12 protein-coding genes and 1 pseudogene are annotated in these 12,006 nt (G+C 59.3%); 9 read left to right on the top strand and 4 right to left on the bottom strand.

The features are described 5' to 3' along the window. Positions 1–301: 301 nt before the first annotated feature. The 6 genes from AC1DYD_RS16880 (at position 302) to AC1DYD_RS16855 (ending at position 6,378) form a co-directional block, all read left to right on the top strand. Positions 302–1,231, top strand: coding sequence for a LysR substrate-binding domain-containing protein (locus tag AC1DYD_RS16880; RefSeq protein ID WP_478173899.1), 930 nt, complete (start codon positions 302–304; stop codon positions 1,229–1,231). 101 nt (positions 1,232–1,332) lie between these two features. After that, complete coding sequence (gene gorA / locus AC1DYD_RS16875) at positions 1,333–2,679, top strand: glutathione-disulfide reductase (RefSeq protein WP_478173898.1); 1,347 nt, start codon at positions 1,333–1,335, stop codon at positions 2,677–2,679. 157 nt (positions 2,680–2,836) lie between these two features. Next, positions 2,837–4,054 (top strand): CaiB/BaiF CoA transferase family protein, encoded by a 1,218-nt coding sequence (locus AC1DYD_RS16870; protein WP_478173897.1) that lies wholly within the window; start codon positions 2,837–2,839, stop codon positions 4,052–4,054. Beyond that, complete coding sequence (locus AC1DYD_RS16865) at positions 4,051–4,740, top strand: glutathione S-transferase family protein (protein ID WP_478173896.1); 690 nt, start codon at positions 4,051–4,053, stop codon at positions 4,738–4,740. Before AC1DYD_RS16870 ends, AC1DYD_RS16865 begins: the two co-directional genes overlap by 4 nt. A 78-nt stretch (positions 4,741–4,818) precedes the next feature. Beyond that, positions 4,819–5,253 carry a GFA family protein gene (locus AC1DYD_RS16860; protein ID WP_478173996.1) on the top strand — a complete coding sequence of 145 codons (435 nt, stop codon included), beginning with the start codon at positions 4,819–4,821 and terminating at the stop codon, positions 5,251–5,253. A 204-nt stretch (positions 5,254–5,457) separates the two neighbouring features. Continuing rightward, positions 5,458–6,378 carry a carbon-nitrogen hydrolase family protein gene (locus tag AC1DYD_RS16855; RefSeq protein ID WP_478173895.1) on the top strand — a complete coding sequence of 307 codons (921 nt, stop codon included), beginning with the start codon at positions 5,458–5,460 and terminating at the stop codon, positions 6,376–6,378. Between the two features lie 265 nt (positions 6,379–6,643). On the opposite strand, the gene AC1DYD_RS16850 is transcribed toward AC1DYD_RS16855, so the two are convergent. Together AC1DYD_RS16850 and AC1DYD_RS16845 are read right to left on the bottom strand one after the other, a co-directional pair. After that, entirely contained in the window at positions 6,644–7,447 is an 804-nt protein-coding gene (locus tag AC1DYD_RS16850) for an HD domain-containing protein (protein ID WP_478173894.1), read from the bottom strand. Then, the gene (locus AC1DYD_RS16845) at positions 7,431–7,583 is read right to left on the bottom strand and encodes a hypothetical protein (RefSeq protein WP_478173893.1); all 153 of its coding nucleotides are present in this window, start codon (positions 7,581–7,583) and stop codon (positions 7,431–7,433) included. Before AC1DYD_RS16845 ends, AC1DYD_RS16850 begins: the two co-directional genes overlap by 17 nt. A gap of 113 nt (positions 7,584–7,696) precedes the next feature. Here AC1DYD_RS16845 and AC1DYD_RS16840 point away from each other — a divergent pair, with 113 nt between their 5' ends. Then, positions 7,697–8,659, top strand: a complete 963-nt coding sequence (locus AC1DYD_RS16840) for a GlxA family transcriptional regulator (RefSeq protein WP_478173892.1) — start codon at positions 7,697–7,699, stop codon at positions 8,657–8,659. A gap of 359 nt (positions 8,660–9,018) precedes the next feature. Here the strand turns inward: AC1DYD_RS16840 and AC1DYD_RS16835 are convergent, their stop codons facing one another. Together AC1DYD_RS16835 and AC1DYD_RS16830 are read right to left on the bottom strand one after the other, a co-directional pair. Beyond that, positions 9,019–9,771 carry a DUF2182 domain-containing protein gene (locus AC1DYD_RS16835; RefSeq protein ID WP_478173891.1) on the bottom strand — a complete coding sequence of 251 codons (753 nt, stop codon included), beginning with the start codon at positions 9,769–9,771 and terminating at the stop codon, positions 9,019–9,021. Between the two features lie 65 nt (positions 9,772–9,836). After that, the gene (locus AC1DYD_RS16830) at positions 9,837–10,538 is read right to left on the bottom strand and encodes a DUF1326 domain-containing protein (RefSeq protein ID WP_478173890.1); all 702 of its coding nucleotides are present in this window, start codon (positions 10,536–10,538) and stop codon (positions 9,837–9,839) included. 104 nt (positions 10,539–10,642) lie between these two features. Between AC1DYD_RS16830 and AC1DYD_RS16825 the strand changes: the two are divergent. Beyond that, positions 10,643–11,170 (top strand): annotated as a pseudogene (locus AC1DYD_RS16825) (DJ-1/PfpI family protein); the annotation flags it as partial. 36 nt (positions 11,171–11,206) lie between these two features. Next, the gene (locus tag AC1DYD_RS16820) at positions 11,207–11,734 is read left to right on the top strand and encodes a helix-turn-helix domain-containing protein (RefSeq protein WP_478173995.1); all 528 of its coding nucleotides are present in this window, start codon (positions 11,207–11,209) and stop codon (positions 11,732–11,734) included. The last annotated feature ends 272 nt before the right edge of the window (positions 11,735–12,006 follow it).

The following is a 12,006-nucleotide window of genomic DNA, read 5'->3' as shown; positions in this document are numbered from 1 at the left end:
ATACCCACTTTGCGCCCAGCCCGTGCCGTTCGACGTACGGCGAACTGGCCTTGCCCCTGGTGGGCCGCACCAATTCTTGGCAGACAACTTGCTTGAAACTCGTAGGCGAAGGCTCTGACTTTTACGGCGTCGCCCGCGCTGCTTGGCCTCGCCGACTACGCCTTCATCAACATGCTGAACGTGCCAGATCTCAAATGATGAGCCCCCTAAGACGCGCTTTGATACCTCTGCTGACCAAGCTACGTACAAGCGATATGCAGCTTGAGCGTTGCGTCCTGATAAAAGAACAAGTGGAGTTCCGATGCCTACAAACACCGCCGTTGGGGTCGGTCAAGCCTTGAAGCCCATGGATCAAGATCGATTTCCCTCTTTTGGCGGACTGAAGTCCTTCTATGCGCTCGCGCTGACGGGAAGTGCCGTGAAGGCCGCAGAGCGCTTGAACGTCTGCGCCTCAGCCGTCAGCCATCAGGTGAAGACCCTTGAGCGGGAGCTAAGCGTCCGACTCGTCGAGAACAAAGGCGGCAAGCTCCGCCTGACCACACAGGGCGAGCAGTACTTCAATGCCATCAAGGGGCCCTTGCGTGACCTGCTGCAAGCGACCGATGCGATTCGGTCGAATCCAGGGCGCCGCCGAGTCTCGTTGACGCTTACGCCGTCATTCGCCGCAGGCTGGTTGCTACCGCAGCTTCAGCAGTTTCAGCTCAAGCACCCAGACATCGAGCTAGATCTCATCACGACGACGCGTGTACTTGACCTCAGTCGCGACAACATCGATCTGGCCATCCGGCGCGGGCGCGGCAACTGGCCGGACTACGAGGTCCAGCCGTTGATGCGCGAGGTCCTGGTTCCCGTGGTGGCACCGCAAGTCCTCAAATCTCGCGGCCTTCGCACGGTTGAGCAGGCCCTAAAGGCGACGCGCGTCCTTGTCAACACGACCATGGCCCACGAGTGGGACACCTACTGCGAAGCGCGCTCCATCCCCCCTCCCCCCGCGAAAAGCCGCTTCAACCTCGAGACCTACGAGTTGACTATTCAAGCGGCTCGCGATGGTCTCGGCGTCACGCTCGGCCGCAAGCCTCTGGTGGACAAACTATTGCAGTCGGGTGACCTTGTCACGCTGGACGGCGACGCAGGTCACGACCTGAACGCCTACTACGTGGTACGACTGCCGAGCGAGATGGGCATGGCTGTGAGGTGTGTCCATGACTGGTTGCTGGCTCAGGCGACCTGAATTTTTTTCAGCTGCCACTGAATTCTTTCCTCAGCAGCTTTCCGAGCGGCTGCTAGCGTGAACTACTTCAAGTAATTCACTACCCGTGAGGAAGGAGGCCAATGGGCCAGTACGAGTTTGACCTGTTTGTGATTGGCGCTGGATCCGGGGGCGTTCGAGCATCCCGCATCGCAGCAGCCCACGGCGCAAGGGTGGCCATCGCTGAGGAGCATCGCATCGGCGGTACGTGTGTCATCCGAGGCTGCGTTCCCAAGAAGATGCTTGTCCACGGCTCGCAGTTTTCAGAGGAGCTGAGCGACGCCGCGAAGTACGGCTGGACGCTCGGCTCGGCGCAGTTCGAGTGGACTACGCTGCGAGACAACGTCATGCGGGAGGTTGGACGCCTTGAGCTTCTGTACACCGACACGCTCCGGCGCAACAACATCGAAGTGTTTGCAGAGCGCGCAACCGTTTCTGGCCCTCACGAGGTCCTGTTGGCTGGAGGCAAAAGGTGCAGCGCCAAAACAATCTTGATCGCAACGGGCGCGCGGCCCTCGGTGCCGAACTTCCCAGGCTCCGAGCTTGGTGTCACATCGAATGACATTTTCGGGCTTGCAGCTCTCCCTGAGAGGGTCGTGGTCACTGGCGCAGGCTACATCGCCAATGAGTTTGCAGGAATCTTTCATGGGCTGCGCTCGAAGGTCACCGTCATCCACCGATCCAGCCAGATCCTGCGCGGCTACGACCAACAGATCCGGGACCGATTGTTCGAGATCCTGACCGGCAAGGGCATCGACTTTGTACTGCCCGCTAAGGTGACCGGCATTGAACTGCGCGAAGACAAGTCGCTGAGGGTGCATGTCGAAGGGCGAGCGCCTGTGGATGCAGACCTAGTGCTGCATGCAATCGGCCGTCTGCCAAACACGACCAGCCTAGGCCTGGAGGCGGTCGACGTCGAAGTGGATGACCTCGGCGCGGTAAAGGTCGACAGCGACAACCGGACGACCGTGCAGTCCATCTTTGCGATCGGCGACGTCACCAACCGCATGCAGCTGACTCCAGTCGCCATTCGAGAAGGTCAAGCCTTCGCGGATAGTCAGTTTGGCGGTGCGTCCCACCGCGTGGACTACGAGAACGTCCCCTCGGCGGTGTTTACCAACCCTCCCCTCGCAGGCGTTGGTCTGACCGAGGAGCAAGCGAGAGACAGATTCGGCACGGTGAAGACGTTCACATCTGACTTCCGCCCGACGCGAAACGTACTTGCCGGCAGGTCTGAGCGTGCGCTCTACAAGCTGGTGGTGAACGCGGAAAGCGACATCGTCCTTGGCATACACATGGTGGGACCCGATGCTCCAGAGATCCTCCAGGCGGCCGCCATTGCAGTGACAGCGGGGCTGACGAAGGCTCAGTTCGACAGCACCGTCGCACTCCATCCATCCATGGCTGAAGAACTGGTGCTCATGCGGTGATGCGTCTTCCACCCCACCTTCTGCAGGGGGCTCTGCGCCCGGCCTCACTACATCTGGAGGATGAATTTTTTTCAGCCTGGGGCGCATTCATTTCCGTTGCGGGCATCGCTTCCCCAACGGTACGCTTACCTCGAACTTAACCACTCCCACTACGGCAATGGACTCCAACACTCCTGATCTCAAGCACGGTCCCTTGACGGGAATCCGCGTCATCGACCTGACGACTGTCATCTCCGGACCGCTGTCCACGATGATGCTGGCCGACCAGGGTGCTGATGTCATCAAGATCGAGACCCCCGACGGCGGTGACTACTCGCGAGCTCTCGCGACCCGCCGCAACGGCTTCTCGGCAGCCTTCGTAAACAACAACCGGAACAAGCGTTCTGTCACGCTCGACCTGAAGTCGGCAGCAGGGATCGCCGTCCTGAAGGAGCTCATCAAGAAGGCCGACGTCCTGGTCCAAAACTTCCGCCCGGGCGTGGCCCAACGGCTGGGCATCGGGCCCAAAGAGATGCGGGCGCTCAACCCTCGACTCATCTACGCCTCCATCGCAGGTTTTGGCTTCGAAGGACCACTGGTACACAAGCCGGTCTACGATCCCCTGATCCAAGCCGTCTCGTCGCTGACCACGGTTCAGGGCGGCTCTGACGACGATCGACCACGCCTGGTCAGAACGGTCCTTCCTGACAAGCTCACCGGCTACCAGACCGCCCAAGCGATTGCGGCGGCGCTTTATGCACGCGAGCGGCAGGGTGAGGGCCAGGAGATCACCGTATCAATGCTGGACACCGTGGTGGGGTTCCTATGGAGTTCTGACATGAACGGTCACACGTTCGTCGGGGACGAGCTCGAACGAGAGGAGTCTCAATCCTTCATCGACCTTATCTACAAGCTCCAGGACGGCTATGTCAGCGTGTCCATCATGCAAGACAAGCACTGGCGAGACTTCGCAGGCGCCGTCGATCGCCTCGATTTGCTTCTTGACCAACGTTTCTCGACCGCAGAGCTTCGTGAGATCAATCGTGATGCACGCCTGCAGGCCATCCAAGACGCCATCAGCGAGTTCACCGTCAAAGAGCTCGTTGACCGGCTAGAGCGCGCAGACGTCCCTCACGCTCAGGTGCTGACGCGTACCCAGATGCGCAAGCACCCTCAGGTCGAGGCCAACGGCACGATCATCGAATACGACCACCCCCTCGCGGGCAAGCTGCGCCAGGCAAGGCACGCCGCGGTCTTCTCCCGGACTCCGACCTCGGTCCGCCTAGGTGCCCCAAGCCTTGGTGAGCACACGCGGGTCGTACTGCATGATTTTGGCGTCGACATCGCCTTGATTGACTCCGTTTCTCCCATCGATGAAAACGAGTTCACCGCATGATTGACTTCTATTTCTCACCGACGCCCAACGGTTGGAAGGTCGCCATCATGCTCGCCGAGTCGGGCATCGAGCACAACACCGTGCTCCTAAGCCTGACGCAGGGCGACCAGCTCAGCCCGGAGTTCCGGAAGATCAACCCGAACGCCAAGATTCCGGCAATCGTCGACCACTCCGGCAAAAATGGTCAGGTCTCCGTGTTCGAGAGCGGCGCCATCCTCCTGTATCTGGCCGAGAAGTGCGGACGGTTCGGGGCTCCGACGGGTGCTGAGCAAAAGGAACTGCTCGAGTGGCTGTTCTGGCAGGTAGGAAATCAAGGCCCGATGGCTGGACAGCTCAGCCACTTCGTGAACTATGCGCCCCCTGGCCAGGACTATTCGCTCAAGCGTTACAAGGGGGAGTACGAACGGACCTTGGCAGTCCTTGAGGCTCGCCTGTCGGATCGCGACTACGTGCTTTCCGACTACTCCATCGCCGACATGATTTCTTTCCCCTGGGTCTTCATCGCGAAGAACTTCGGCGTTGACCTTCAGGCCTTCCCTCGCGTCGCTTCTTGGAGAGCACGCATTAAGGAACGCCCCGCCGTGCGCACCGCCATTAGCCTGCACAAGGAGGCGCAGTTCACCAAGACTGCCAACGCAGAGAACAACTCGATCCTATTCAACCAATCAGGGACCCACCTGATCTAGAAGACGGGAAGCAGCGGAGAACTAGAACTAGATCCCCAGCAAGTCGGCTTGGCACCCGCCAATCCATGTTCAACCTTAATGCATTCAAGGAGTTTCACGATGGGCAAGATTAGAGGACGGTGTCTGTGTGGTCAGGTTAGCTATCACTCAGACGAAGAGCCGGCAGTGCAGATCATGTGCCACTGCCCCGATTGTCAGAAGCAGACGGGAACCGCGTTCTCGGTGAACGTGCTGGTGCCGACGAAGAGCATCATCTTCGAAGGAGAGGCTCGAAGGCAGTACGTAGTGCTGGGCGACACGGGCAAGCCCGTGGTGCGAAACTTCTGCGGCAACTGCGGATCGCCTCTGTCCACGGAGATGGAGGGGTTCGGCAACCTGGCTGCCGTGAAGGCTGCGACGCTCGACGACGATAGCTGGGTGAAGCCAGAGATCCAGATCTTTGCTGACACGGCAAAGCATTACTGCACACCGAACGACGGGCTCAAGAAGTGGCCGCGAAATCCGGCCCTCTAGTCGTAGGCGTCGTCCCGCACGACTCCGTCGAAGGCTGGCGGGACGCGAAGAGACGCTTTCCTGCATCCCAGATCCTGTCGAGGGCGGCTCCCGCCCTCGATATCAGTCACCAAAGCTGTTAGCCTCTGACGGCTCGCACTCGGGCCACACGCGGCGTTCATGACGCCTCCAGGATGGCACTGCCAGACGACGCCCACGCCCCATATGAAAATTGCAGTCATACAAGCCGCCCCAGTTTTCTTGGACTCTTCAGCCACGACCGACAAGGTTCTGGGGCTGATACGCGAGGCGGCCGCTTCCGGTGCTGAACTGGTCGCGTTCCCGGAGGTGTTCCTGTCTGGATACCCGATCTGGGCCAGGCACCCAAGCGTTTCAACCAATGATGAGCTGATGCGTGTCGGCCAGATCGCCTACCTCAAGTCGGCAGTCAGCACAGATGGTCCGGAGCTCGCAGCAATCGCGAAAGAAGCCTCGGACCGAGGTGTATTCATCTACATCGGCATCGTGGAACGGTCGGGGTCCGGCGGCTCGGTCTACGCGTCACTGGTCGCCATTCATCCAGACCACGGCATCGTCAACGTCCACCGGAAGCTCAAGCCCACGTTCCACGAAAGGCTGGTGTGGGCGGACGGTGACGGACACGGTTTGCAGGTGCAGTCTTGGCGCGACTTCAAGATTGGCGGCCTCAACTGCTACGAAAACTGGCAGCCTCTCGCTCGCCAGGCGCTGTACCAGCAGGGCGAGCAGCTCCACATTGCGACTTGGCCCGGCGACCTGAACGTCACTGAAAACATCACTCAATTCATCGCCATGGAAGGCCGCATCTACGCAGCGTCGGTGTCTGGCCTGCTCCGCGTACAAGACATTCCCACGAGCTTTCCCTTGCGCAACCTAGTCGCTGAGGGGCGAGACATGATCAATGACGGCGGCTCGATGATCGTGGCGCCCGGGGGAAAGATCATCGCGGGGCCAGTGGTCGGCGAGGAGGTCATCCTCTATGCTGACCTTTCGTTGGACGACGTCCTGGGGGCGCACCTCAAACTCGATCCGGCGGGCCACTACTCCAGGGGAAGCGTCCTGAGCCTTCAGCACAACCGCGACAGGCCCGACCGCAGCGCCTCCTGAGGATCGCTGCGCACCTGCTCGGTACAACGGACCTGACCGACGTCACCTTGCGCGACCGCTCGTACGTCGAATGGTGCGGACCATATAGTCACTCGGAAATTGCCTGCGCCGCTCCGTAAAGCGTCGCCTCTTCGAAGTGCCGCCCCGTCAACATCAAGCCGACCGGAAGTCCATCGCTCTTCCCGTAGGCACCAAGATTGACGGATGGTGCGTCAGATTGAACGGCGCGACGTCGAGGCCAGGTCGGGGTGGGAGTTCATCACCTTCATCCGTAGGGGGCCCTATCAAGCGGATGTGGAAATATTTCGATTTCCCCGTCAGTAACCGCTTTGAAAGACACTTCAAATCGCGTGCCGGCCAAATGCTCGAACGCGGAAGCACTGAAAACTGTGTAAAGCTCATCTCGCGAATACTCGGCAAGCACATCCTTGATCGACTGATCTGACATGCGAGAGGTACCTGTACCAAACACATCGCAGATTGCACCCCTGGTCACCAAGAATGCGACAGCACCATGTTCCTCTGACGGAACGTGATAGTTCAGATGAACGGCGACTGCATGTCCAACCGTATCTGCATGATTACGAGCGAACCCCTTGCTCAGCAAGAAGTCACGCGCATGCACCCCGCCACTTGCGGCAAAGCAGCATTCGCACGGTTGCGGATCTGATGTCGGCGTCAGGCCGAGGTCGTGAAGCATGCACGCTGTGAAGCCAAGCTCACGGTCAAAGTCAACTCCATCGTGCGCCGCGATTAGTGCTCCGAAGAAGTACGTGCGCCAGCAGTGCCGCAACAGAGTCGGTTTGTATATTCCCTGCACAAGTTCCAGCGACTCTCTCACCATCCTGGTGTCGGGCGGAGCGAGATCAGCCAGAGGAATGAACTTCGGATTCAAGAGCCCCAGTCGACGCCGCTCGGAATCGAGCCGTTCCTGACTGAAGATGAACTTAAAGTTCTCGAGAAGTTGGCCCTTCTCGATTTCGCTTAGGACCCCTCTAGTGGCCTCTCCCCAAGCTACAGAGCCAACCGAGATATCGAGGGCGCTCGATGAGCTAGATGCACTTTTCATTTCTATATCCTGACTGTGTTTTGAGTTCATGAGTTCTGGCTGCCGCGAGCGGCGACGCGCCCGCAAGAAACTGGGCCACAACTTCTTCCTTGCCTGGCTTGGCCTCAACTTGGGCGAGGATGGCGAACTTAACCATGTGTTCCTTTCTTCCCGTCACCGGGAAATGTGTCTTCGAAGAAGCCCATACTTTAGGAAGGTCACGCGATCTAACGAAGTGGCGAGTTCGCCTATTTTGATATCATTCCCGCCATGGAAATTCACGTACTTGTCATCGACGGCGTCGCGGACATCGGTCTATCTGCGGTGCTAGACACCTTCAGCTACGCAAACCAGCTCGCCGGTACGCTCGATCCGCCGCCCGCGCCTCTCAACGTAACGCTCGTCGGCACACGACACCGAGTCAGAACGGCCAGCGGGTTGTTGATACCAGTCAAGTTGTTTGATCGTGCATCGCGGCCCGACGCGATGATCACGCCAGCCATAGGCGTAGTCATGCCCGAGGCGATAGAGGCCGCGCTTGAGCGGCCAGACTTGCGCGACATCAAGTCAGCGATGATCGCGAAGTCGCGCGAGGACGTTTGGATTGGGGCCGCCTGCTCGGCGACTTTCGTGCTCGCGGAGACCGGGCTGCTTGACGGCCATTCGGCGACGACGTCTTGGTGGCTAGCCCCCCTCTTTCGCCGCCGCTACCCACGCGTCTCGCTCGATGATTCGCGAATGATGGTCGTTTCCGCACCTTTCGTCACAGCTGGCGCGGCACTGGCCCATGTGGACCTCGCCCTAGGTCTCGTGCGACGTCGCAGTCCGGCGCTAGCGGCCCTGACCGCTCGCTACCTCCTTGTTGACTCGCGTGCGTCGCAAGCCGCCTACGCGATCCCTGACCACCTCGCACACGCCGACCCTCTAGTCGAACGCTTCGAAGCCTGGGCGCGCCGCAATCTCGCGAATGGCTTCTCCCTCGCCGAAGCCGCGCTCTCAGTAGGTACGAGTGAACGCACGCTGGCCCGGCGACTACGGCACACGCTTGGCAAGTCGCCTCTCGGATTCTTTCAGGATCTGAGAGTCGAACACGCAGTACACCTGCTGCAGACCGGCCACGACAGCATTGACCAAGTGGCTGAGCAGGTTGGCTATGCAGACGGAGTCACTCTGCGTGCGCTCTTGCGTCGGAAACTCGGTCGGAGCGTACGCGACCTTCGCTCGACGCCCTGATATGGGACTACGCGCCGCCGGCTACCGTTCGACCTCATAGCGGTAACCAATAAGTCCTGCCGCGCCACCAGACCGGGACAGGTGGACGAGTCAGGCAGAGCGTTGCGCTCTGTCGTTTCGGCGGTCGCGTCGCTGTTCGCCGGCCCGCTGATTCCCACTTTGGAGAGCATGCACAGAATGAAGCTGACCGCCCTTTTCCAGTATCAACCTGGCGCACGAATGAGGTACTGACTCGGTCGCTTGTTGGATTTGTGAGAAAGATAGAGGTAGTTCCGCCCCAAAGCGTCGTGTCGCTTCTGGGGTGGCAGGGACCTCAGAATTGTTGTCTGTGTCGACCAAGCTCGAAGCTCGCCTATGCGTCAGAGCAGCCCCTTGCAGACACTTCCAAATATCATTGGGTCTTTGAGCAGCGGGGCTGTGTCTGGCGATATTGCAATCCATAGTCCCATTCCCCAGAGAAAAATCGCGATTGGCACTGCGAGAGCGCGTCCTTTCGGCAACACTTTTTCTGCAAACATGAAGGCAGTCAGGAGGGCCATCCATGTCAAGCTCATAGCGCCAACAGCGAACATGACTCCCATCAACGCCCAGCAACAGCCAACACAGACGAGCCCATGCCGRACTCCCATGGCCGTGGCACCGAAGTTTCCTTCTCGCCAGTGCCGAGCAAAAAATGAAAGTGGTGACCGACATCCCATCAAGCACGAGTGTTTGAGGCTCGAGAGTTGATAGAAGCCCGCACCGATCAAAACCGCACCCGCCAACTGGGGGCCAGCCCGGTTCCATGCGATAAATGTGGGGTTGACGGCTCGAACGGCGGAATCGAGAGCGTACGCGCCGAGGCCATAGGCGACCCACGCTATTCCGTAGCCGGATACAAAGAAGATCAACGCCCTTGAGCGTGCCGCTGAACTTCGCCCCCGAGCCTTAAGGACGGCGCCATAAGCGATAACGTAACTCAGTTCGGATGGAAGCATCATGGCGGTCAACATAACGGTCCAACCAAGAAGGAAAACTGGAAGGTTGTGAAGAGGAGTTCCAGGTCCTTCGTCCATCTCTGACATGAAGACCAGCACGGCGAGCCATGATGCGACACTTATGGTCACGATCATGATCGCCCAACTGCTGAACTTCAAGGCGCGCCTGGGCGGCGCGCCTGTGACGGGCAGGTTCGCACTCATGGTGCGTCAGGCCCATGCCAGTCAAATGGAATGTGCTTGCTGGCTTGGCCGGCCGGAATGACCTGATCAAAGCCGAAGGCGTCCCAACGGCCTACCACGCTCTTGCCCCAGGTCACAGGATCGCTCGTGGGACCTACTTCGCTGCCAGGGGGGTTGAAACTTTGGAGTAGTTTGGTGGGGTCTGACGTCGGGCCGCTCATCGGCTTGCCGCTCGCCTCAACTCTATCTTCCACCTTGACGCTCCAATGCTCGAGTGCGCGGCCAATTTCGACGGTAATGTTCGCGAATTCAACACCTCGAAGATTGCGCACGTGTGTTGGCACAAATTGCGTCATCCAGCCACCGGCCTGCCCTGTGAAGATTGCCACTAGCGCGGCTCGTTGCTCGTCATTTGCTGACGCGTCGAAGATGACGCCCGAGTCCAACATAGCGCCGTCCCAAAGGTTCCCGTCGAATGCCGAGATCAGGACGATCTTGAGTCCAGCCATATCCACCTTCCCATATTGCCCCTCGTTGATTCGATATGCCCATAGGACCTCGCAGTGGTTGCCGGTCGGCGGTTGGGCGTAGGTGCACGGACAGGGCGAGTTGCAGGAGCAAATGTCGAACCACTCACCGGCTATTCGCCAAGCGGGAGTTACGGGAGTTACGGGAGTTACGGGAGTTACGTTTGCGGGCGCAGTCGTTTTATCCGGCATTTCCTATCCTTTGAGGTGGTTGAAGAACATTTTCTAGACAGTTTCGCGTCGAAGCTTGAAGATGCATAGTGTCAATATCGACATTTTCAAGGGGTGATCCCGACATGAAGAGTTTCCGAGAGACGGAGATCGGCGTCATCGTCTATTCGGCCGTTCAGCTTGCCGCTGTCTATGGATTGACGGATCTGTTTGAGGCAGCCAATCGCCTCATGCTGCAGCACTGCGCTGAGCCGGCAAGCTTGTTCCGCGTGAGTCATTGGAGGCTGTCTGAACCGGGTGGCATACCCTCAAAAGGGGGAGCGGAGCGAGCGCAGAAGGGGGAGGTTGCGCCGGCGGTCCTGGTCCTTCCTCCCAGCACATGGGAGCCTCCACGAGCGGTTGATGCCAGGCCTTATGCTGACTGGCTCGTCAGCGAGCACCGTCGTGGCGCAACTCTCGCTTCGATCTGTGGCGGGGCTTTTGTGCTAGCTGAGACCGGCCTCTTGGCCGGACGCACAGCGACTACCCATTGGGCTCACGCACACAAGTTTGGACTTAGGTTTCCCGATGTCCGTCTAGACATAGACAGGCTCATCATCGATGACGGGGATATCCTGAGCGCGGGGGGAATGATGGCTTGGATAGATGTGGGCCTTCGCTTGGTGGACCGCTTCATGGGGCCTGTGATCATGGCCGAAACTGCCCGATTTCTGCTGGTTGATCTTCCTGGTGGCAAAGAGCAGCGCTTCTACAGCGCCTTCTCTCCCGTTTTCACCCATGGAGACACCGCAGTGCTGAAGGTCCAACACTGGTTGCAGTCGACGGGCGCCAAAGAAGCGGATCTTACGTCGCTAGCGTCCTGTGCTGGATTGGAAGAGCGAACCTTGCTTCGACGCTTCAGAAGGGCGACCGGGCTTACGCCCATCGATTACTGCCAGCGCCTTCGTGTTGGGAAAGCACGAGAGTTGCTGCAGTTCAGCACATCGCCTGTGGCGTCAATCGCGTGGGATGTGGGTTATGGTGATCCAGGCTCCTTCAGGAAGGTCTTCTTTCGTATAACCGGCCTGACTCCCGGTGAATTTCGCCGACGCTTCGGCGTTGTGCCGGATACGGGAGCACGGGATCGGGCGAACCGCCGGATTCGACAGCGCTACATCGGCGGTAAACGCAAGAGCGGAGCGTCAGACGCGCAGGCGTGTGGAGTGCTGAAGACTTGACTCTAGTCTGCGCTGTTAATCCGTTTCGTGCCGCGCATGCAAGACTCCGTCGGCCAGATCGGATGACTGCTTAGCGGGAACGGATGTGCGAACCTTCGACGCACAATAGATAGCGTGGTCCACGACGCGAGATCAGCCCTTTTTGCAACCGCGTAACATCGTGCATCCGCTTGACCTCGGCAGCGGTTTGCCAGACTACCCGGTCACGGTGACCGGTTCCTGCTGTGTGCTGAGCCCACCTGCGTAAGGCAGAAATCAGCTCGTATGCCCCG

Source organism: Variovorax sp. P4_B11 (assembly GCF_056402355.1).
This window is presented reverse-complemented; position numbering and strand designations above follow the sequence as displayed.

Excerpts from the sequence above, each read along its gene's own strand:
- AC1DYD_RS16880 (WP_478173899.1), top strand. The coding sequence starts at position 302 with ATGCCTACAAACACCGCCGTTGGGGTCGGTCAAGCCTTGAAGCCCATG.
- gorA (WP_478173898.1), top strand. The coding sequence starts at position 1,333 with ATGGGCCAGTACGAGTTTGACCTGTTTGTGATTGGCGCTGGATCCGGG.
- AC1DYD_RS16870 (WP_478173897.1), top strand. The coding sequence starts at position 2,837 with ATGGACTCCAACACTCCTGATCTCAAGCACGGTCCCTTGACGGGAATC.
- AC1DYD_RS16865 (WP_478173896.1), top strand. The coding sequence starts at position 4,051 with ATGATTGACTTCTATTTCTCACCGACGCCCAACGGTTGGAAGGTCGCC.
- AC1DYD_RS16860 (WP_478173996.1), top strand. The coding sequence starts at position 4,819 with ATGCATTCAAGGAGTTTCACGATGGGCAAGATTAGAGGACGGTGTCTG.
- AC1DYD_RS16855 (WP_478173895.1), top strand. The coding sequence starts at position 5,458 with ATGAAAATTGCAGTCATACAAGCCGCCCCAGTTTTCTTGGACTCTTCA.
- AC1DYD_RS16850 (WP_478173894.1), bottom strand. The coding sequence starts at position 7,447 with ATGAAAAGTGCATCTAGCTCATCGAGCGCCCTCGATATCTCGGTTGGC.
- AC1DYD_RS16845 (WP_478173893.1), bottom strand. The coding sequence starts at position 7,583 with ATGGTTAAGTTCGCCATCCTCGCCCAAGTTGAGGCCAAGCCAGGCAAG.
- AC1DYD_RS16840 (WP_478173892.1), top strand. The coding sequence starts at position 7,697 with ATGGAAATTCACGTACTTGTCATCGACGGCGTCGCGGACATCGGTCTA.
- AC1DYD_RS16830 (WP_478173890.1), bottom strand. The coding sequence starts at position 10,538 with ATGCCGGATAAAACGACTGCGCCCGCAAACGTAACTCCCGTAACTCCC.
- AC1DYD_RS16820 (WP_478173995.1), top strand. The coding sequence starts at position 11,207 with ATGGCCGAAACTGCCCGATTTCTGCTGGTTGATCTTCCTGGTGGCAAA.